Source organism: Bacillus sp. Cr_A10 (assembly GCF_029222665.1).
Lineage (GTDB): Bacteria > Bacillota > Bacilli > Bacillales_A > Planococcaceae > Psychrobacillus.
Map to the genome: position 1 here is coordinate 495,873 of NZ_JARHXR010000009.1, position 21,513 is coordinate 517,385.

Annotated in this window: 24 protein-coding genes and 1 pseudogene; 22 read left to right on the plus strand and 3 right to left on the minus strand. The window is 35.7% G+C overall.

What is annotated here, in order from left to right; translation table 11 throughout:
- Positions 1-23: 23 nt before the first annotated feature.
- From P2Q73_RS09590 to P2Q73_RS09615, 6 genes are all read left to right on the plus strand, one after another.
- Positions 24-878, plus strand: coding sequence for an ABC transporter permease (locus P2Q73_RS09590; RefSeq protein ID WP_275786358.1), 855 nt, complete (start codon positions 24-26; stop codon positions 876-878).
- Positions 878-1,891, plus strand: a complete 1,014-nt coding sequence (locus tag P2Q73_RS09595; RefSeq protein ID WP_275786360.1) for an ABC transporter ATP-binding protein — start codon at positions 878-880, stop codon at positions 1,889-1,891. The genes P2Q73_RS09590 and P2Q73_RS09595 overlap by 1 nt, the downstream gene beginning before the upstream one ends.
- 27 nt (positions 1,892-1,918) lie before the next feature.
- Positions 1,919-2,701, plus strand: a complete 783-nt coding sequence (locus P2Q73_RS09600) for a DeoR/GlpR family DNA-binding transcription regulator (RefSeq protein ID WP_275786362.1) — start codon at positions 1,919-1,921, stop codon at positions 2,699-2,701.
- 129 nt (positions 2,702-2,830) lie between these two features.
- On the plus strand, positions 2,831-3,703 hold the full coding sequence (locus P2Q73_RS09605; RefSeq protein WP_275786364.1) for a Cof-type HAD-IIB family hydrolase: 873 nt from the start codon (positions 2,831-2,833) through the stop codon (positions 3,701-3,703).
- 31 nt (positions 3,704-3,734) lie between these two features.
- Entirely contained in the window at positions 3,735-3,893 is a 159-nt protein-coding gene (locus P2Q73_RS09610; RefSeq protein ID WP_345798844.1) for an SMR family transporter, read from the plus strand.
- A 447-nt stretch (positions 3,894-4,340) separates the two neighbouring features.
- Positions 4,341-4,814, plus strand: coding sequence for an NUDIX hydrolase (locus tag P2Q73_RS09615; RefSeq protein WP_275786367.1), 474 nt, complete (start codon positions 4,341-4,343; stop codon positions 4,812-4,814).
- A 211-nt stretch (positions 4,815-5,025) separates the two neighbouring features.
- Here P2Q73_RS09615 and P2Q73_RS09620 read toward each other — a convergent pair whose 3' ends face one another.
- A complete protein-coding gene (locus P2Q73_RS09620; RefSeq protein WP_275786370.1) occupies positions 5,026-5,520 on the minus strand; it encodes an SRPBCC family protein in 495 nt (164 codons plus the stop codon).
- A gap of 557 nt (positions 5,521-6,077) precedes the next feature.
- On the opposite strand from P2Q73_RS09620, the gene P2Q73_RS09625 reads away from it, so the two are divergent.
- The 11 genes and pseudogenes from P2Q73_RS09625 to P2Q73_RS09675 all read left to right on the plus strand — a co-directional run bounded on the left by P2Q73_RS09625 (position 6,078) and on the right by P2Q73_RS09675 (position 16,660).
- Positions 6,078-7,535: a flavin monoamine oxidase family protein gene (locus tag P2Q73_RS09625; protein WP_275787447.1), complete on the plus strand. Its 1,458-nt coding sequence runs from the start codon at positions 6,078-6,080 to the stop codon at positions 7,533-7,535.
- 263 nt (positions 7,536-7,798) lie between these two features.
- Positions 7,799-8,158, plus strand: coding sequence for a peptide ABC transporter substrate-binding protein (locus P2Q73_RS09630; protein ID WP_275786373.1), 360 nt, complete (start codon positions 7,799-7,801; stop codon positions 8,156-8,158).
- 199 nt (positions 8,159-8,357) lie between these two features.
- Positions 8,358-8,951, plus strand: a complete 594-nt coding sequence (locus P2Q73_RS09635) for a DUF2441 domain-containing protein (protein ID WP_275786376.1) — start codon at positions 8,358-8,360, stop codon at positions 8,949-8,951.
- A gap of 143 nt (positions 8,952-9,094) precedes the next feature.
- On the plus strand, positions 9,095-9,325 hold the full coding sequence (locus P2Q73_RS09640; RefSeq protein WP_275786378.1) for an ATP-dependent Lon protease: 231 nt from the start codon (positions 9,095-9,097) through the stop codon (positions 9,323-9,325).
- Between the two features lie 197 nt (positions 9,326-9,522).
- Positions 9,523-10,419: an RCC1 domain-containing protein gene (locus tag P2Q73_RS09645; RefSeq protein WP_056830219.1), complete on the plus strand. Its 897-nt coding sequence runs from the start codon at positions 9,523-9,525 to the stop codon at positions 10,417-10,419.
- A gap of 192 nt (positions 10,420-10,611) precedes the next feature.
- Entirely contained in the window at positions 10,612-11,883 is a 1,272-nt protein-coding gene (locus P2Q73_RS09650; RefSeq protein ID WP_275786383.1) for an MFS transporter, read from the plus strand.
- Between the two features lie 437 nt (positions 11,884-12,320).
- Entirely contained in the window at positions 12,321-12,653 is a 333-nt protein-coding gene (locus P2Q73_RS09655) for a metal-sensitive transcriptional regulator (RefSeq protein WP_056830215.1), read from the plus strand.
- A gap of 107 nt (positions 12,654-12,760) precedes the next feature.
- Positions 12,761-12,967: a copper chaperone CopZ gene (copZ, locus tag P2Q73_RS09660; RefSeq protein WP_053589296.1), complete on the plus strand. Its 207-nt coding sequence runs from the start codon at positions 12,761-12,763 to the stop codon at positions 12,965-12,967.
- 80 nt (positions 12,968-13,047) lie between these two features.
- Complete coding sequence (locus P2Q73_RS09665) at positions 13,048-15,465, plus strand: heavy metal translocating P-type ATPase (protein WP_275786387.1); 2,418 nt, start codon at positions 13,048-13,050, stop codon at positions 15,463-15,465.
- A gap of 88 nt (positions 15,466-15,553) precedes the next feature.
- Positions 15,554-16,183 (plus strand): NAD(P)/FAD-dependent oxidoreductase, encoded by a 630-nt coding sequence (locus P2Q73_RS09670; protein WP_275786390.1) that lies wholly within the window; start codon positions 15,554-15,556, stop codon positions 16,181-16,183.
- A gap of 56 nt (positions 16,184-16,239) precedes the next feature.
- Positions 16,240-16,660: pseudogene (locus P2Q73_RS09675) on the plus strand (carbonic anhydrase).
- Positions 16,661-16,752: 92 nt separating this feature from the next.
- Here the strand turns inward: P2Q73_RS09675 and P2Q73_RS09680 are convergent.
- Positions 16,753-17,304, minus strand: coding sequence for a cysteine hydrolase family protein (locus tag P2Q73_RS09680; protein ID WP_275786393.1), 552 nt, complete (start codon positions 17,302-17,304; stop codon positions 16,753-16,755).
- Positions 17,305-17,425: 121 nt separating this feature from the next.
- Between P2Q73_RS09680 and P2Q73_RS09685 the strand changes: the two genes are divergently transcribed.
- From P2Q73_RS09685 to P2Q73_RS09700, 4 genes are all read left to right on the plus strand, one after another.
- Positions 17,426-17,866: an Lrp/AsnC family transcriptional regulator gene (locus tag P2Q73_RS09685; RefSeq protein ID WP_275786397.1), complete on the plus strand. Its 441-nt coding sequence runs from the start codon at positions 17,426-17,428 to the stop codon at positions 17,864-17,866.
- Between the two features lie 7 nt (positions 17,867-17,873).
- Positions 17,874-18,401, plus strand: coding sequence for a single stranded DNA-binding domain-containing protein (locus tag P2Q73_RS09690; protein WP_275786400.1), 528 nt, complete (start codon positions 17,874-17,876; stop codon positions 18,399-18,401).
- Positions 18,402-19,005: 604 nt separating this feature from the next.
- On the plus strand, positions 19,006-19,275 hold the full coding sequence (locus P2Q73_RS09695) for a DUF6843 domain-containing protein (RefSeq protein ID WP_275786403.1): 270 nt from the start codon (positions 19,006-19,008) through the stop codon (positions 19,273-19,275).
- A gap of 284 nt (positions 19,276-19,559) precedes the next feature.
- On the plus strand, positions 19,560-20,033 hold the full coding sequence (locus P2Q73_RS09700; RefSeq protein ID WP_275786407.1) for a DUF4367 domain-containing protein: 474 nt from the start codon (positions 19,560-19,562) through the stop codon (positions 20,031-20,033).
- 177 nt (positions 20,034-20,210) lie between these two features.
- On the opposite strand, the gene P2Q73_RS09705 is transcribed toward P2Q73_RS09700, so the two are convergent.
- On the minus strand, positions 20,211-20,681 hold the full coding sequence (locus P2Q73_RS09705; RefSeq protein ID WP_275786410.1) for a hypothetical protein: 471 nt from the start codon (positions 20,679-20,681) through the stop codon (positions 20,211-20,213).
- A 317-nt stretch (positions 20,682-20,998) separates the two neighbouring features.
- On the opposite strand from P2Q73_RS09705, the gene P2Q73_RS09710 reads away from it, so the two are divergent.
- Positions 20,999-21,493, plus strand: coding sequence for a DinB family protein (locus P2Q73_RS09710; RefSeq protein ID WP_275786411.1), 495 nt, complete (start codon positions 20,999-21,001; stop codon positions 21,491-21,493).
- The last annotated feature ends 20 nt before the right edge of the window (positions 21,494-21,513 follow it).

Consider the following 21,513-nt stretch of genomic DNA (forward strand, 5'->3'; position numbering starts at 1 on the left):
CGTCGCATTAGGAGGGATTTACGATGAAATATTCATTGACTTTTCATAAAGTGATAGTTGGTTTATTAGTTATTTATTTATTAATTCCTCTTGTAGGAACATTTTTATTCTCGATTGCCGGTAAATGGGATCATACCATTTTACCTGAGAGTTATACAATAAAATGGTATATTGAATTATTTCAAGATGAACGGTTTTATGATGCTTTTCAGCGCACGCTGTTTTTAATTGTCACGTCTGTAGGCCTTAGTGTTGTTATTATGCTTCCGACTATCTTTATCGTCACGGTATATTTCAGTAAATGGGAAGGATTACTTCAAGCAGCAGCTATGCTTCCTTACGGAATTCCTCCTATTGTTGGAGCTGTTGGATTAATCAAGATATATTCAGATGGACCAATTCAAATTGCCGGAACACCTTGGATTTTAATCGGTGCTTATTTCATAACGATTCTACCATTTATGTATCAAGGTATTCGTAACAGTCTTCGTACGCTTAATGCTGTGCAACTTGTTGATGCAGCAGAACTACTCGGTGCTACAAAATTCCAGGCGTTTCGCACGGTGGTGTTTCCAAATATTATATCTGGTATTTTAGTTTCTACCTTGTTATCAGTCGCTCTTTTATTTAGTGAGTTTGCTTTTGCCAATTTGCTTGTCGGGGGCCGATTTGAAACCATTCAAATTTATCTTGCCGACAAACTAAATAGCAGTGGTCACTTAACAAGTGCAATTGTTATTACTTATTATTCAGTGATTTTGCTTTTAACGGGGACTGTATTAAAACTTACGTTTAGAAACGAAAAAAAACCTCTCGTGTCAAATAAGAAGCGAATTCTTTCATTTCATAAAAATACTACTTTAGAAGGTGACAAATAATGAGCTATGTAACTATTGATCAAGTAACTAAAGGGTATGAAAATCAAGTCGTTTTAAATGACATTTCTTTCATATTAAAAAAAGGAGAATTTGCTACACTTCTTGGGCAAAGTGGATGCGGGAAAAGTACATTATTACGTTCCATTGCGGGGCTTGAAGACGTAGATTTAGGAAGAATTTTAATTGATGGAAAAGATATTACTAATTTATCACCGCGTCAGCGTGAAGTCGGTATGGTATTTCAGTCTTATGCACTTTTCCCGAATATGAACGTTTTTGACAATATCGCTTACGGCCTTAAAATGAAGAAGGAAAAAAATATTAAATCAAGAGTGAAAAAGATGATTGATATGGTTGATTTAATAGGAAAAGAAGAGTCTTATCCTCATCAGTTATCTGGTGGGCAACAGCAGAGGGTTGCTCTTGCCCGTGCACTTGTCATGGAGCCGAAAGTACTGCTTTTGGATGAGCCGTTAAGTGCATTGGATGCGAAAATTAGAAAAAGTTTGCAAAAAGAATTAAAGAGAATACAGAAAGAATTAGATATTACAACTATTTTTGTTACTCATGATCAGGAAGAAGCAATGACGATGTCTGATCGAATCTTTGTCATGAATAAAGGACAAGTTGTACAATCCGGTTCCCCTTCAGAAATTTATACTTCTCCAATCAATACATTTGTTGCTAAATTTATCGGAAATTATAATGTTTGTAATTTGGAAGTTTTCCGTAAACTTGTTCGCAGTACAGAAATAAAAGGGAATGAAGTCGCAATTCGTCCTGAAGTTTTACAATTAGTTTCTATTGGTGAGGATAGCTTAGATTTACAAGAGAACTGGGTAATTAAAGGGTTTATTAAAGATGTTTCCATGATAGGGAATGTTTTAAGATATGAAGTAGAAACAGAGAAGTCCGCTTTCCTTGTAGACTATCTTCACCACAGAGGGAATATGTTCGAGCAAGGAGCATGTGTTCATATTCTTGTACCGAAGAAAGATTGCATTATTTTATAAATAATTAATGATCAAGGGGGAAGAAATATGTCTGTTTTTCCAGAAGAAAGAAAAAATGAAATTTTAAAAGAACTTAACAAAATAGGAAAAGTAAAAGTGATGGAATTAGTTGATCAATTTAATGTTTCAGAGGAAACGATTCGACGTGATTTGATGATATTAGAGGAAAAGGGACTTTTAAAAAGGGTTTACGGTGGAGCGATTAAATCAGTCTTTGAATTTGAGGAGCCTCCATTTACACAGCGTACAACGGTGAATAAAGAAGCGAAAGTCAAGGTTGGTGAAAAAGCAGTAGAACACATTTCTCACGGAGATGTGATTGCCATCGATGTAGGGACAACCATGCTTGAATTTGCGCAGTGTATTAAAAATAAAAAAGACATTACGATTTTAACCAATTCTCTTCCTGTGTCATCTGTGTTAACCGAAAAGCTCAATCAAAATAAGTTTACAGGACAAGTTCTATTATTAGGAGGACAAATTGATCCAAAGCATCAATCTATTAGTGGCGGTCTTACTGAACAAATGTTAAATCAATTTAATATTGATAAAGCGTTTATTTCAGCCGGGGGTGTTTCCATTCAAAGTGGGGTTAGTAATTATCATTTACATGAAACATTAGTTTCACGCAAGATGATAGAGGTATCAAAGCAAGTTATATTACTAACGGATTACTCTAAAATTGGTGTAGACACTTTTTGTAAAGTGTGTCCTCTAGAAAAAGTCGATGTGATTGTCTGCGATCAACCATTTCCAGAGGAATGGAGAAATCATTCAAAATTTGAGGAAATCAATTGGAATCAAGCATAGGCAATCTATAAAAGGAAATATCGACATGGAAGGGCGAGTTCTCTTTTTTAATTAGCTTTATATTGATAATACGAAAAAAAAGCTAGAAAGATAATTTAATAGCTAGAATGAGAAAAGGAGCTATATAACATGCGTTTCATTGCGATAGATTTAGACGGGACATTATTAAACAACAAGAATGAAATTAGTGAAGAAAATATAAAGGCGATTCAATATGCCCAAGATAGAGGCTTTGAAGTAGTTATTTCAACGGGCCGGGCTTATTTTGACGTTCAAATAATTTGTGAAAAAGCCGGGATTTCCCCATTTGTAATCGGGACAAATGGCGCAACCATTCATTCAAAAAGCGGAAAGTGCATTTCTTCTATAACGATAACTAAAGATTGTGTCCAATCTATTATCCAATGGTTAGATGAACGGAATTATTATTACGAAGTGTTTACTGATAAAGCCATTAATACTCTTAAAAAGGGAAGAGAACATTTCCATAATGAGATTAATAGTTTGAAAAACACAGAGTTGAATACAGATATGAAAGAATTACTTGAAGTAGCGGAAAGGCAATTTGATCAGTTTGGATATGTTTTAGTTGAAAGCTATCATGATATCTTAAAACAAGAGGAAGAATTCTATAACATTTTAGCATGTTCTTTTGATAAAAAGAAGTTAGAGGAAGCATGGAACCAATTCAGAAAGTTTGATGAGTTGATGGTTGTTTCGTCTGCTGATCATAACATTGAAATTACTAGTATAAGAGCTTCAAAAGGAATCGCCCTTGAAAAATTGGCTATCTTGATGAATGGCTCCTTAGATCAGTCTATGGCAATCGGGGATAGCATCAATGATTTATCCATGTTCTCGAAAGTTGGATACAGCGTAGCGATGGGAAATGCTAAAGATGGCATAAAAACTGTTTGTACAACGACAACCCTTAAAAATGACGAGAATGGGGTAGCTTATGCGATTTATCGATATATGGAGAACTTCGTATTTCAAAAATAAGTGTCAATGCCAAAGGAGAGAGCGATAAAATATAGTAAGGGTAGTTATTATACTCTTTAGTTACTTTTTACTTTCAAAAGCTTTACATTCAATTCCCTTGGAACTGGTTACCATTTTTACTGGATTGGGAACGGTGGGAACAGTAGTAACTGGGGTACTATTATATTATTATGCTAAAGTTATTGCATGAAAAATTGCTGATTATGCAATTTATCTATACACATGAGGTGATTTCAGATGAAACCTACCTCTAACAGATATAAATTCGTTATTTATCACTGTATTGATTCTTTCGAGTGCATAATCTAGTAACCTGATCCATCAAGTACTCTGTAGAAATCTCTGTTATGATTTTGGTGAAAAGTTCGATATAAATTTCTCTGATATACAGGATTTTTTCTTGTTCAGTAAACGGGCGCGATTGTGGAATAGGCGTTTTCTTCTTCAACTAAAGGGTGCTTTAGTTAAGCAAGACCATCAATTCGATGGTCTATTTTTATGTCCAAAACAAAGTAAAATACGGTGATCAATTGTGAAATGTTACACTTAAACTAACGCAGCAGGTAAGTTCAATAAAAAGGTAATCATATATAATAGAGATAAAAGGTGATTTTCAAAAAGAATTGAGGAGAAATGGATGTCGCAAGATGGAACTGTTTTAGTAGCAAGCGTATCAATTTTTAATGAAGCTGAAGTCTTGATTATTAAAGAGAATAAACCTACCGCTGTTGAAAAGTGGAATTTTCCGAGTGGACGTATTGAATATGGCGAGGACATTCTCTATTCAGCTCGGAGGGAAGTAAAAGAGGAAACAGGGTTGGACGTAAAACTGATTGGGACTACTGGTGTATATAATTTTATAAGTAGTACAAACAATCAAGTTATTCTATTTCATTTTATAGGTGAGGTTACTGGAGGTTCTATAAACCTCGAAGAAGATGAAATTTCTGAGAGTAAGTGGATTAAGGTAAGTGACCTTGTAAAATTTGAGGATGAATACTTACGGGAACCATTAGTATTAAAGCAAATAATAAATAATTTATTAAAAAAGAACCTATACCCACTTAATATTTATAATGAGCAAGTTTGTGAAAAGTTTCACTTAAACTAACGGGTGCTTTAGTTAAGCAAGACCATCAATTCGATGGTCTGTTTTTATGTCCAAAACAAAGTAAAATTCGGTGATCAAGTGTGAAATGTTATACTTAAACTAATGAAGCAGTTTAGTGGAATAAGAGAGTTTTCTTCTTTCGTTAAAAAGCGATATATTTAAGTAAACAAAAACCATCTATTCATAAAAAATAGACGGTTTTGTAAGGTACTTATTTTACAGGTTGACAACATAAATTACCTTCGCCCTTTTCAAGAACAGACTTTAAGCTACTAAGAACGCCAGACCAAGCCATTTGATGCCATTGAAATGCATCTTTCCAACCCTCATTATTCTTAAATCCTGTATGGTGTAAACTGACTTTCGTAGAGTTTTCACTAATAGATTCAAAACTAACATTTACTATTGTGAGGTCATTTTCATTATTCATTATATCTTCAAACTGGTCTGGTCCCTTCCAAGTGAACACTAGCTCTTTTTCATCAACAAGTTTAATTATCTTGCAACCTTTAGTATTCATACCAGTTTTATTTCCTGGAACGAAATATAGTTCATATGCTCCCCCTTCTTTAGCTACTACTACCGTTTCACTAGCGAACCACTCTGAAACTCGTTCAGATATTGTCCACGCATACCAAACCAAATTTAAAGGTGCATTAATTGTAACTTCATTAGTAACAGCTTTTTCATTAGAAGTGGTTTTCAAAAAAATCTCCCCTTTTAGATATATTTAACATTTAATATCGTATCACTAATCGAAAACTAGATAAAGAATATTCTGATATATATTTTAGTTTGTTAATTAACTAATGGGACAGTTTAGTTCAACAAGGGGACGGGCTGTTATCATTATATTAAGAAGGTAAAGAATGAAGGTGAACTAATGGAGAGCAACGATAATTATTATATAACCATTTGTAATAGAGTTTGATCGTTTATAAAAATGTTTGATCAAAAATCATGTATTGTAATTTAATTTGGGATTTTTCTTTTTTTGACTTTCTTATAACCTGAAAATTTTGAGTATGTAATATTCGAATTTCCAAGGTTTTTTCTACTTACAATAACTTTGGTATATCATCTTCAATAAGAATCTTCCTCATTTTTCCATTTGGTTATAAGGGACCAAACCGATGAATTCATTACTTTACCTGTCTCCTTGTATTATCTTACACATAGGATAAGCCTAGTATGAATAGGATGAAAGTAAGTCTTGTAAAGGATGGCTTACAATACAAACTAAGGAGAAAGAGTGTGACTAACATGTTTCCTCCTGTGTCACCCGATCAAATGATTTGGACAATTCAACATGGACTAAAAAAAACACAAAATCCCAAAAAGATTCTCATTGTCGGCGCAGGTATGTCAGGATTGGTCGCTGCCTCATTGTTAAAGGAAGCCGGACATAACGTAGTTATCCTTGAAGCTTCTAAAAGAGTAGGAGGACGTGTCTACACAAAACGGTCCCCTTTTATCAATGGGCAATACATGGAAGCAGGGGCAATGCGTATTCCAAATCATCATTATTTGACTTTGGAATACATAAAAAAATTCCGCTTACCAGTAAATTCTTTTATTAACAGTACGCCTAACGACCTGATCTATGTGAATGGGATCAAAACACGCCAATATCTGTATAAACAGACTCCTGATATCCTTGGCTACCCAGTTGCCCCTAATGAAAAGGGAAAAACAGCTGTGGAGTTGATTCAACCAATACTTCAACCGGTTATAGACTTTATCAATCTAAATCCGTTGGAAAATTGGAGTTGGGTAATAAAAGAATATGATAGATTCTCAATGGATGAGTTTTTAAGATATAACCCTAATGGGGTGACTTTATCTCCTGGTGCAATTGAAATGATTAAGGTACTACTTGCAATCGAGGGCTTGTCTGAACTCGCATTCCTGGATCTATTACGTGAATTTATGATTCTTTTCAATCCTAATATCAGTTTCTATGAGATTACTGGAGGAAATGACCAACTCCCACAAGCATTTCTCCCACAATTAAAAGAAAATATTATTTATGGGCAACAGATGACCAAAATTGTTCAATATAATAACCAAGTTACACTTCATACTAAGAATACAGAGTCGTTAAAACCCACTGAAATGACATGTGACATTTGCATCTTGACCATTCCTTTCTCGATCTTGCAATTCGTTGATGTTGAACCCCATGATTCTTTTTCCCATAACAAGTGGAAAGCGATTAGAGAACTTCATTATGTGACTTCTACAAAGATTGGCCTTCAGTTTAAAAGTAGATTTTGGGAAGATGAAGGGATAAAAGGTGGTCAAACGGTTTCTGATTTACCCATCCGATTTAGTTATTATCCAAGCCATGGAATTGGAAAGAACGAGTCGGGCGTAATTTTAGCTAGCTATACGTGGGAGGATGATGCCATTCCGTGGGACAGCTTGAGTGAAGAAAATCGGATTCAACAAGCCTTAAAGAACTTGGCTACCATCCATGGAGAACAAGTATATGATGAATTTATAACAGGAGCTTCTTACAGTTGGGCTCAGAATCCATATTCAGGTGGGGCTTTCACGTTGTTCAAACCAGAACAAGAAACAGAACTTTTTCCTTACCTCGGCACTCCCGAAGGAAGGGTACACTTTGCTGGGGAACACACTGCACTGCCACACGGTTGGATACAAGGTGCAATTGAGTCTGGAATACGTGTAGCACATGAAGTCAATGGCTTGCCTTGAAAAAAATATTACTTGGAGTAAGGGAAATTATTATATTTTGCATACTTAACGATTGCGTTCTTGGTACAGCCAGGAACGCTTTTCTATGGGTCTGAAAACTTTATTTTAAGTTAACATTTCCTTGAATTTTGATCAAACTTTTTTATAAAATTTTAATTCGAATGTGAAAGAGAAGAATCCATTTTGATCAAACTTTTATTCTCCATAAAATGCGACTTCGCCAAATATTTTTAATCAGACTTTGTGTTGCATTGGACTCTATAATGGAACAGGATGAAGCATTTAGTAGTGATATGGAATATATAGCAATCGATATGAGTAATTTCGAGGACGCAGATGAAAGTGATACTGAAGAAATCTTAAGTTACTTTAAGGAAAAATATAAAGTTAAAGGAGTGGACGCTACTCTTGAACAACTGAAAGAAAAGGGATATTCAGATACGATGTGTTTGGATGGCGTACTTCTTAGAATAGAAAAAGTTGATTTTAAGTACAACAATGAAATCTTTTTTGAGGGTTCCATGTATCGTTCGGGTTTAGGGGCAGTTGGAGTAGAAGTTAAAGTTCATTATAAAGATAATAAATGGGAATCCAAAGAAGTGAAAATGACTTGGATTAGTTAAGATTATTATTGTGATAACGGGTGCTTTAGTTTAGACAAGACCATCATTTCAATTGTCTATTTTTTTATCTTAAACATCAAGTAAATCTCAGAAATCCATTGTGAAATGTTACACTAAAACTAACGCAACAGGTTAGTTGAACTAGGAACCCTTGTTTTGGTACGAATTAATTTAGGTGAAGACAGATAGGAGATAGACTATGAAAGATAATGAGCTGTATGTTTATCACATTGTTACTAGGAATAAAATGAGTCTGGGTCAAATAATTAGCTTTGACAAGAACCAAAGAAATATTTTATATAGCTTCTTTTTTGAAAGAGAACAATTGAATTCTAAAGGAGAAGATTTTTTTCGGATTTTACAAGAACATTATTCAAAAGAAGGATTGTACTTGAATAAAGAAAATGCCGATGTAGCTATTAAATATGCAGACCAAACAATAAGAGCTATCAGAGAAGTGATAGTAGAAATGGTCAGACTACAAGAATATCCTGAATACCCTTCAAGAATGTCTTGTTTATACGCTACAAAAAACTATGAAGACGTATTGAAATGGAAAGAATTATTTGATTCATATAATCGGAAGGTTTTGCAGATTGTTAAACTTCGAGTTATTGGAAATTCTTTTGAGGGTGATGGAAACCTTTTACCAAAGGAAGATGGGGTTCCATTCTCTCAAAAAATTGAACAAGCTAGAGAATATTGGCAGGGTAATGTGAAAAACGAGCTTCCTGAACTCTTAATTGACGGGAAAATAGAAGTGGTTGAAGTTATTGAAGATTTCACAGATTAAAATAAATATTTGTTAGTAAAAGATTGTTTTCTTTCGAGATACAGGTGCAATCTTATTTAGCTAACGGGTGATTTAGTTAAAGATCGTTGAGCTGCTAGATGGCTCTTTGTGGAATACAGGTAGGCAGATTAAGGGGGAGTTTTGTGAAGTTATTGTTATCCATTCTATTAGATGGTCTTTTAGGTATCTTGGTTCTCCTCGGTTCTATTGGAATCTATATCTTATGTGCAATTATTGTCGGAGTCATTTTCAGGTCGTTTATTTTAATTAATGAGATTCATAAACAAGTAGTACCAGCCAATAGCAATGACAGGGTGAAAGAGGTGTACGGAAGATATATAAAAGAGAGAGACAATAAAGAAAAAGAAAATTAATGTATGACGTTTTTCAACTAACGGGTGCTTTAGTTAAACAAGACCATCTTTCCGATGGTCTATTTTTTTATCCAAAACATCAAGTAGATCTCAGAAATCCATTGTGAAATGGTACACTTAAACTAACGGGGCAGGTTAGTATAACAAGCAAAAGTGATACAATAATAAAATAGGTCTTGTTTTCAAGGAGGTAAAACATGGATTACATTTTACCCAAAGAAGAGGTGTTAAAATTGAAACGGTGGCCAAAAGATACCATAACGGCGGGGAGTCGTCATACCGTTGGGCTTAAATCTGACGGCACGGTGATGGCTGTGGGTGATAATAAATATGGCCAATGTGATATAAGCGGTTGGCGCGATATTGTGGCGGTCGTGGCTGGTAATGTTCATATGGCAACGAACACGGGTAATGCTCATACAATCGGTCTTAAATCGGACGGCACGGTGGCGGCTGTGGGTTGGAATAAGCATGACCAATGCGACGTAAACGACTGGCGTGATATTGTAGAGGTTGCGGCAGGTTGGCGTCGTACCATTGGGCTTAAATCGGATGGCATGGTAGTAGCAGTGGGCCGAAATAATGAAGTTGAATGCAATGTAAACGGCTGGCATGATATTGTTGCGGTCGCGGCGGGTGACTGGCATACCATCGGGCTTAAATTGGACGGCACGGTGACGGCTGTAGGTAATAATCGGTATCGCCAATGCAATGTAAGCGGTTGGTGCGATATTGTGGCGGTCGCGGCGGGTTATCTTCATACAATCGGTCTTAAATCGGACGGCACGGTGATGGCTGTGGGTTGGAATAAGCATGACCAATGCAATGTAAACGACTGGTGCGATATTGTGGCGATAGCAGTGGGTAGTAATCATACTATCGGCCTTAAATCGGACGGTACTGTGGCGGCTGTGGGTTGGAATGAGTATGGCCAATGTAATGTAAGTGATTGGCGCGATATTGTGGCAATTGCGGCGGGTTGTGCCCATACCGTAGGGCTTAAATCGGACGGCACAGTGGTTGCTGTGGGTGATAATGAATATGGCCAATGCGATGTAAGCGGCTGGCGAGGTATCCAACTACCCAACAATTAGTTTTCGGGTAAAAAGGATACAGTTCCTGCAACTAATAAATCCAAAAAATGATTAAACATAAAAGGTAAAATTTCTTCTTCAGCTAACGGGTGCTTTAGTTAAACAAGTGGCTGCCTGAAAGGGTGGCTTTTTCTTATTGAAATAACGCAGCAGTTTAGTTTAATAAAAATAAATAGAAGAAGGTGTTAATAAGTGTCTGGTAAAGCACAAGATTCAATTGAGAGTTATATAGATTCACCAGAAAAATTAAAGAGCTTGTATAGACGTGTGTTGTTCGTTGTAAGTTTATCACAAATCTTCGGTGGTGCAGGGCTTGCAGCAGGAGTTACAGTAGGTGCCCTGTTGGCTCAACAAATGCTTGGAACTGATGCTTATGCAGGAGTGCCGGCAGCTTTATTTACTTTAGGTTCAGCAGGAGCTGCTTTAATTGTTGGGAAAATTTCACAACGATATGGACGCCGTACAGGTTTATCAATAGGTTTTATTGTAGGTGGACTTGGTGCAATTGGAGTTGTGATTGCTGCCTTGATGAATAGTGTCATTTTATTATTTGCTTCTCTACTGATCTATGGTGCAGGAACTGCGACAAATTTACAAGCTCGTTATGCGGGAACAGATTTAGCAAACAAAAAACAACGAGCAACAGCTATTAGTACTACGATGGTTATGACAACATTCGGGGCTGTTGCCGGCCCAAACCTAGTAGAAGTTATGGGTGAATTTGCTAGTTTCATAGGTGTTCCGCCACTTGCAGGTCCATTCATATTATCAGCTACTGCATTTATCTTAGCAGGTCTTGTTCTTTTAATTATGTTGCGTCCCGACCCGTTAGACATTGCAAACAGGATAGCAGCCTATAAACAAGAATATGAGCCTGTAAATAAAAGGGATTTTGTTGATAAAGCAATAAATAGAAGAGGTCTAATGATTGGTGCCACGGTTATGGTTCTTACCCAAATTGTAATGGTTGCAATTATGACTATGACACCGGTACATATGAAACACCATGGACATGGTCTAAATGAAATTGGAATTGTTATTGGTTTTCACATAGGTGCAATGTATCTTCCCTCACTTATCACAGGAATCCTTGCAGATAAAGTAGGTCGAACAACTATGAGCATAGCCTCTGGGATTACATTGTTATTCGCTGGTTTATTAGCAGCATTCGCACCAAGCGATTCAATGGTTCTATTAGTACTTGCTCTTTCTTTACTTGGATTGGGATGGAACTTTGGCTTAATTAGTGGAACTGCTCTAATTGTTGATTCTACAGAGCCTTCAACACGTGCGAAAACTCAAGGAACACTTGATGTTTTTATTGCATTAGCAGGTGCTTCAGGTGGTGCTCTTTCGGGAATGGTAGTAGCTAATACAAGTTATGCTACATTGTCTTTAAGTGGGGGACTTTTATCCTTAGTTCTCATACCTATTATAATTTGGTCGCGAAGAGGCAAAGCATGATAAAGTCTAAATAAAAAATGAGACAACAGTAAAAGCCTTGTTACGAAAAAGTATAGCAAGGCTTTTATTTTTCTTCCAGTGAAGATGAAGTGAACGACGTATTCACTATTATTATGAAACTTATGTTTAAGTGAAAAAGATAAGACGCTTTTATTCAATATTTATTGCCAGAATACTGCTTCAACTAACATGTGCTTTAGCTAAACGAGACCAGCATTTCGATGGTCTGTTTTTACGTTTAAAACATAAAGTGGATTTCGGAGATTCATTGTGAAATGTTACACTTAAACTAACGCAGCAGGTTAGTTGAATAAGCAAAACTAGACTTTTTAAAATTTTTAATGATTGAATTTAAATGTGACGTATATTTTCTATTTTACACTTTACATACCACACCAGGGTATGGTAATATAAAATCAAGTTAGGAGGTTGAGCTGATGGAAAACACAGTGAAAGAAGCAGCTTGCCATACAGAGATTGTAGTGTCTTGTCGAAAAAGTCATCATCCAGAACGTGTAAAAAAGGATTTAACAACTCGATTAAATCGTATTGAAGGTCAAATTAGAGGTATAAAGGGAATGATAGACAAAGACGTTTACTGTGACGATGTAATCACACAACTGTCTGCGACACAATCTGCTTTAAATAGCGTAGCCAAAATCCTTTTGGAAGGTCATCTAAAAGGTTGTGTGGTAGATCGACTTTCAGAAGGTGATGAAGAGGTATTAGACGAATTAGTTGTCACGATTCAAAAGCTAATGAAAAAATAAAAACGAAATAGCACGATAAAAAATAAAAAAAAATTTTAAAGTATTTATACCCCTATATCGTATAACAAGTCTGGATTAAAATACTTCAATTAAAGGAGAGAGAAAACATGAAAGATATAACATTAAAGGTACATGGAATGTCATGTGGACATTGTGTGAATGCTATTGAGGGAAGTGTTGGTCAATTAGCAGGAGTTGAACAAGTAAAGGTAAACTTAACGGAAGCTCAAGTAGATGTAGTATTTGATGAAGTGAAAGTGTCACTTGATAAAATTAAAGAAACGATTGAAGATCAAGGTTATGAGATCGAATAAATTTGATTGAGTGCTTCATTAGCACTCTATTATTTTCAAAAATATATACCCCCAAGTGGTATGGAAGAGGTGGAAGTAACATGAGTAAAGAAGTCAAAGAAGCTAATCTGCAAATTACAGGGATGACATGCGCTGCGTGTGCGATACGTATTGAAAAAGGGTTAAATAAAATGGATGGTGTCGAACAAGCAAATGTCAATCTAGCACTTGAAAAGTCTTCGATTAAATATGACCCGTCTAAACTGAGTGCTGCCGATTTTGAAAAGAAAATCGAAGCACTTGGCTACGGCGTAGTGAAACAAAAAGCAGAGTTTGATATTACGGGTATGACATGTGCAGCATGTGCGATACGTATTGAAAAAGGGTTAAATAAAATGGATGGAATCGCATATGCGAACGTCAACTTAGCATTAGAAAAAGCAACAATTGAGTTTAACCCGTCTGAGGTAGCGATATCAGACATGATTGCGAAAGTGGAGAAACTAGGCTATGGTGCACACCAAAAGAAAGATGACAAAGAACGGGTCGATCACCGTGAAAAAGCAATTAAAGACCAAAAACGTAAATTCATTATTTCGGCGATTTTATCTTTACCATTACTTTGGACGATGGTTGCACATTTTTCATTTACATCGTTCCTTTACCTACCGGATATCTTAATGAATCCATGGCTGCAAATGGCACTTGCAACACCTGTCCAATTCATTGTCGGAAAACAGTTCTATGTTGGTGCTTACAAGGCTTTACGAAATGGCAGTGCCAATATGGACGTACTAGTTGTTATGGGTACATCTGCAGCTTATTTTTACAGTGTGTACCAAGCGATTGTCACAGCTGGTTCCCATCATGATGCGCACCTTTATTTTGAAACAAGTGCGGTACTGATTACACTCATTATTTTAGGTAAGTTATTTGAGGTAAAAGCAAAAGGTCGTTCATCGGAAGCGATAAAAAAATTAATGGGCTTACAAGCGAAAACAGCGATTGTCGTGCGTGACAGTGTTGAAAAAGAAATTCCATTAGAAGAAGTCGTCATTGGTGACACGATTTTAGTGAAACCAGGTGAAAAAATCCCGGTTGACGGTGAAGTATTAGAAGGAAATACAGCTGTTGATGAATCGATGTTGACAGGGGAAAGTCTTCCGGTTGATAAAAAGCATGGTGACGTGTTATTCGGTTCAACGATTAATAAAAACGGTTTTATTAAAATGAAAGCAACAAAAGTTGGTCGCGATACTGCGTTAGCACAAATCATTAAAGTCGTAGAAGATGCGCAAGGTTCTAAAGCACCGATTCAACGTTTAGCAGACCAAATTTCAGGTATTTTTGTTCCAATCGTTGTAGGGATCGCCATTATTGCCTTCCTTGTTTGGATTTTATGGGTACAACCAGGTGAATTTACACCAGCACTTGAAGTGTTAATTACGATACTTGTAATTGCATGTCCATGTGCTCTAGGTCTGGCTACGCCAACGTCCATTATGGCAGGCTCTGGTCGTGCAGCTGAATTCGGTATTTTATTCAAAGGTGGAGAGCACTTAGAGCAGACACAAAGTATTGACACGGTTGTAGTTGATAAAACAGGTACTGTTACACATGGTAAACCTGTTTTAACAGACGTTGTGCTAGCAATTGGTCAAGTGGAAGAAAAAATCTTATCTTTAATTGGTGCGGCTGAGAAACAATCTGAACACCCATTAGCACAAGCAATCGTTGAAGGTATTCAAGAAAAAGGCATCGAACTTGGTAACGTTCAATTTTTCGAAGCAATCCCGGGTTATGGTGTGCAAGCAACCGTTTCAGGTCAAGCAGTTGTTATAGGTACACGCAAACTCATGCAGCAATACGGCATCGATATTACAGCAGTTCTCCCGGCAATGGAGAAATTGGAGAGCGATGGTAAAACCGCGATGCTAGCTGGAATTAATGGGCAATATGCAGGGCTAGTTGCTGTAGCGGATACAATCAAAGACACATCAGCGGAAGCCATAGGTCGTTTAAAAGACATGGGTATCAAAGTCATCATGATGACTGGTGATAATGAGCGAACAGCACAAGCCATAGGAAAAGAAGTAGGCGTTGACGCAGTCATTGCTGAAGTTCTACCTGAAGGTAAAGCAGAAGAAGTGAAGAAACTGCAAGCGGCCGGTAGAAAAGTAGCGATGGTCGGTGACGGTATCAATGATGCACCAGCCCTTGCAACAGCCAATATTGGGATGGCCATTGGTACAGGAACTGACGTAGCGATGGAAGCCGCTGATGTGACACTAATTCGTGGAGATTTGAATAGTATTGCCGATGCGATCATTATGAGTCGTAAAACAATGCGCAACATTAAACAAAACTTATTCTGGGCATTTGGCTATAATACACTTGGTATACCGATTGCAGCAATCGGGTTACTTGCTCCTTGGGTTGCAGGTGCAGCGATGGCATTTAGTTCCGTGTCAGTTGTACTGAACGCTTTACGTTTACAACGTGTGAAATTAGATAAGTAAAATTACTGTTGACTATAGAGTAAACTACATTGTTTGCTCTATAGATTACATAGAATAAATTCAATGAAGGGTAAGGGTGAGAATGGTAATGAACCAAATCGATAAAAAGATTAAACTTGCTGTAAATGGTGGCATTTCATTTGGAGCAAAACTAAATGCAAAACAATTGGCTGTAATTGTGGAGTATATGAGCGATAGTGATGAACTGGAGTTGACCACATTTCAACAACTTTACATCGAGATACCTGAAAGTAAGCTGGAATTAGTGGAAGAGAAATTTAAGGAAGTAGGATTGTCCTGTTATCCAGTAGGAAATTTTGTGAAAAGCTTAAGGACCTGCAATTTTTGTAAAGGCTCAGAAGAAGAAGGAATGCCTGTAGCCATTGAACTAAACAAGCGAATAGCAGGAAAACCTGTTCCTTTCACACTTCGCCCAGCTTACACTGGATGTCCTATAGGATGTGGTGAACCGCTCGTAAATGATATCGGCATCATGAAAGTAAAAAACGGATATGACTTATACATTGGTGGAAAAGCAAAAGGAAAGGACGCTCAAAAAGGTACTTTATTGATGGAGCAGCTAATGCCTGAACAGCTGTATAAAGTTGTCGAAAAAATCATTCACATCTATGCTGAACAAGGCAAGAAGAGGGAAACGTTTATAAAATTTATTAATCGTTTTGGATTTGAAAACTTGAGAAATGAAGTAGCTAGTTAGGGTTTTGTATTGCAACCCAAGTATCAGACACAGGATTAGAAATAAGGGGGTATAATATGTCTTCCCTAAAAGATATATTAGAATTTAATGGTAGATTCGTTGAAGAAAAAGGGTATGATCCCTACATCACAACAAAATATCCGAATAAAAAGCTAGTTGTATTATCTTGTATGGATTCACGCCTTGTCGAACTTTTACCAAAGTCGATGAATCTACGTAATGGTGATGTGAAAATTGTGAAAAGTGCTGGGGCAATAGTAAACCATCCATTTGGTAGTATTATGCTCGTTTGCGCTATATGAGCTAAAAGCAGAGGAAGTGTTCATTGTCGGTCACAACGATTGTGGTGTGAGCGCAGTGGATCCGGATAGCATGATTGAGCATATGAAAGAACGTGGTATAACAATTCCTGTACATGGTCTTGTCATGGAACCAAAAACAGGTTATTTGGATCTTTTATCAGATGGGAATGCTTAAATCGAAAACAAAATAAAGCGTAATGAATAAAGACTGTCCAGAAAAAAAAGCATCTGGACAGCCTTTTACATTTAAATGTTCTTTATGATTTGTTAGTTTTTTTGTAGGAAATCTTCGGTCGATTCTACAGCGCAATACATACCGTTAAGCGCACCGACAAACGCATAATGAACTTGTTCAGCTGGAACGACCTTACCTTCATAAGACAAGTCTCGTGTTGCACATGCATCTTCAATAAGTGTCGTCTCAAATCCTAGATCCACTGCCGCTCTGACTGTTGCATCAATACACATATGTGTCATCATACCTACAACTACTACTTTAGTTACGCCATTTTTTCTTAATTTGCTTTCTAATTCTGTCTTTAAAAAGCTGTTAGGGAAATGTTTGATGATAATGTTTTCAGTTTCCAATGGTTGTACAGTTTCATGTATTTCAGCCCCCTCAGTATCCGGAAGGAAGAATCCTAATGCTGGATCACCTGCGATATGTTGAACATGAAAAATGTTATCTTTATTGTTTTGTCTAAACCATTCAAGTACTTTCGCAGCATTAGCGGCCGCTTTTTCAGGGTTGCTTAATTCCATATTTCCATTTGGGAAATAGTCATTTTGAATATCTACAATAATTAGAGCTGTGCTCATTTTTCTCCACCTCATTTAAATTATTTTGTTACACTATAATCATAGATTGTTTATTGATTTTTATCGATAAGTTGACGAAACACTTTTATCTCTAAAAATTTCATGGTGAAAGGAATTTATAATGGAACTTGATAATATTGATTTTCAAATTCTTCGGTTATTATCCGAAAATTCACGTGTTCAATGGAAAGACTTAGGTGAACAAATTCATATGACGGGACAAGCAGTAGGGAATCGTATAAAAAAACTAGAGGAAAGTGGTGTAATTAAAGCTTACTCTTTAATAGTTGATGAAATGAAATTAGGACTTACATATACTGCGTTTGTTATTATTTATATGAAAACAGCAAACCATGATTCGTTTATCCGATTAATGAATGATCGTAGTGAGGTAGTGGAAGTTCATCGCGTATCGGGAGAAGCCTGTTACCATATAAAAATAAAAGTTAGTTCTCAAGAACAATTGAATCATTTTTTGGATAAAATTCTTGAGTACGGGAATTATACCGTACATTTATCCATTCAGGAGATTAAACTACAGAATCCGTTGACTGCTACATGATAAAAAAGTGATTTACTTTTCTATAAGATTAAAAAACAGCAAAAAAGGTATAATTCATCGTACTGAGGAATTATACCTTTTTTGCATAGAGACAAAGGATCTTTCAATTATTATGTTCTCCCCATTGGCACATTTCCTGATTAATAGGCCAGAGAGTTTGCCCCTTTTCAGTAATGCTATATTCGACGGGGAGCAGGCTTTTAATGATTTCATCCACAATTTCGATATAGGCAATTTTATTGATGTTGATGGAAATATGTACTCTACGAAAACAAATGAAAAAACGCTTAGTATCAGAAATTATGTTTTGCTTGGAAAAGCATTGCATACATTACCAGAAACACACTTTAGAAGGGCATCATGGAAAAAAGTTAGACCAAAAAAAATAGTTCTATCTTTTGTAAAGATTGTTTGGATAATAATATTGTTCCGAATGGGATGTATGGAATCAAACAAGCCATCTATTGCAGTTGGAGAAAATATAGGATTCAGAAATGTATTTAACTATATAGGATATGAGTTTCCGTTTAAGTAATTATTACTTCAACTAACGAGTGTTTTACTTTTAAAGCCTTTTTTCTTATTAAACTAAAGATAAGGTGAAAGAGAGGGATATTAATGGATGTAGAGTTAGATGCAAATATGAAAAGATGGCTTTAGTCAAAAGGTGAGCATGTTTCAGTAAAAACCATTCAAGTTAATGATTGCTGTGCTCCTCCTATTCAGGATTTAATAACTCATCTAGGAAAGCCAAAAGATTTGCATAACTATGATGAAATATAAGTAGACAATTTATCAATTTTTGTTAGTAACATCTTTCATTAAATGAAAAAATGACGTTGAAACTTACGGGAATGGGTATTTTACGATTATAGTCAAGTTTTAGTTAGGTTAAAGTATAGAGTCGGGACATAGGGGACAGAGATAAACCTCATTTAGATGCGTTAAGTTGAACCGTATGATAAATAAATGTCAAGGCTATTTGGTACCAAGGTTTATTATTAGTTCTTCAGCAAACGGGTGCTTTACTTCAAGAAGGAGTAAAGCTTTTTTCTAATTGATATAAAGCAGCAGGTTAGTTCAATAAGAAGTGACTGTATAGAGTGTCAATAATCATTGATTGGAGAGTAAAAGGCAAGATGAAATGGAAAGTAATTAGTTTAATTCTTATGTTAGGAATATTTTTGTATTGGTTGAACAAGCAAAATAATGAAACTAGCGTTGTTTATCATTTACCTGAAGATTTCAAAGGATGTATTAACATTTACTTTAACCAACCTAATGAGAAAGAACTCGAAATTATAGATGACACCTTGCTATTTGTAGTGCCTGAACACGGAAATATTTTAACTTCATCATCTCACGAATTTATTGTGGACTTAGGATGGTACAAAGAAAAAGCATTTTAAGTCGACAAAGACGGAAAACCAGTAAATGAATAAATAATACAGAATTTCCTATCGGCGGACACACTTCGAACGGTAATCCGTTATCCGAAAGATGACAAGAACGTTTGATCCAAATCAAGAACAATGTTATTGACGTAGCTTTCTTCTTCAACTAACGGGTGCTTTACTTCAAGAAGGAGTAAAGCCTTTTATCTTTTTGAACTAAAAAGTAGGATTGTTTAAAAAAAAAGTGAAAAGTAGGAAATACTAATACCTGAAGTTTCGAAAAGAATTGAAGTAGAAAATTGATACGTTTAGTAATTGTTCTAATCCTTCTAAATTGTTACCCAATAATAATTATGGCTAAAGAAATAAAGTATAATCACAATAGCAAAACTATATCCGAAATACAGAAAGAAGTTGACTTTACCGTTTTAACTCCAAAAAGGAATCCTGGTGATTGGACATTAGATACCAAAACATCCCCTTGGATAATGCTACATTATATGGACAGCAAGGACACAAAGTTGATGGGCGCTATTGATTTGAGAAAAGGATTTCGATTATCCGATGACGATTTTCCTTATCGTCAGAAAGTTAATATAAGTGGAAACAAAGGTTATTTTCAGGAGTGGGAAGAAAGTGGCGAAGTTTATAAAAATGGAGACACCATCACTGGTGGCTTACTTAATTGGGTTCAAGATGGTACCTCTGTAGAAATGAATAGTTCCAGATTATCGAAAGAACAAACGTTAGAAATTGCAAGGTCAATGAAATAACATTCTTCAACTAACTGGTGCTTTAGTTAAACAAGGCCATCATTTCGATGGTCTATTTTTATTTCCAATACATCAAGAAGACTTCGGAGATCAATTGTGAAATGTTACACTTAAACTAACGCAGCAATTTAGTTGAAGAAAATAAGGGGGATAGTGAGAAAAATTTAATTCTCACTATTATTGAAATTCTACTGCGACTGTTGGGTCGTACTCACTCAGCACATCAATTATATAGTCTGAAGTAATATATAAATGATGTTCAGCTTTGGGTTGTAGACTAGCTCTAGCGGGAAAAATATTGTCATACCAAGATAAAAAACTAGAGTTTTCCACTTTATAAAAATTAGGTTCATAAGTGAGTTTACTTAGTCCTTCTTCTTCTCTTTCTTTACCTACTTTTGATATTAGTTCTTCAATATCTGGTCTTGTCATTTCATCAAATAAACGAAAAGTGATGATTGCATATTTTTGGGGTTTATTGTAATCGTAAGTAAAAATATATTTCTTTGAATGGTCTGTATCTTCAAAAACAAGTACAAAATCTTTTTGATAGTGCATTTCAAAAAAAACTAGTTCATTATATAATCTGCTAAACTGATTATCCTTTGTTTTGATAGGTTCCCAAACAGTTAGTTTTTCTTTATTCATTAATCTACCTCCTTATATAATAGGTAAAATAACAATTGTACAATATTATTATTATTATTATTTTATTCGCACTTTAGAGGATTATAGCACAAATGGGAAATATTGTTTTTATCTGTTAGGTATCACATCCAGCATAATGTGTAAATAAGAGAAGTTACTTGTTCAAAAAAACGGGTGCTTTAGTTAAACAAGTAGCTGCCTGTAAGGGTATCTTTTTCTTATTGATCTAACGAAGCAGTTTAGTTTAAGAAGGAGTTTAGTTAAGTAGATCGAATTAGTATATATAAAGGGAGATATTAAATAGGAGGGAATAGAAAATGGATGTAAAGACACTTTTGTTACAACAATGGGCAAGCTGCTTAGATGAGGAAGACTGGTTTCCACCACTTGAAAAAGTGCTAGAGGATATTACTTTTGAACAGGCAATTTGGAAACCAGCTGATGGGGCAATGAATTCCATTTGGGAATTAGTTTGTCATTTACTTTTCTATGAAAAGAGATTTCTGATGCGATTTCTTGGTGAAACAGCGAATGAACCACAAGCAGAAAATAATCAATCTACATTTCGATTACCAACTGAGACGATAGAAAATTGGAAGGAAACAAAACAAGAATACTTTTATGTTCATCGTGAACTTGGAAAAGTACTAGCAAAATCAGAACATGAAGATTTGTATAGACAGATCCCAGGAGAAGATAATTCATTAGTGCTTGAACTGAAGAGTTTAGCATTACACGACGCATATCATATTGGGCAAATTGTATTCCTAAGTAAAATGCAAGGAGCTTGGCCACGGAAACGCAGTTTCTAAAAAAGCTACCTTAGATTTAC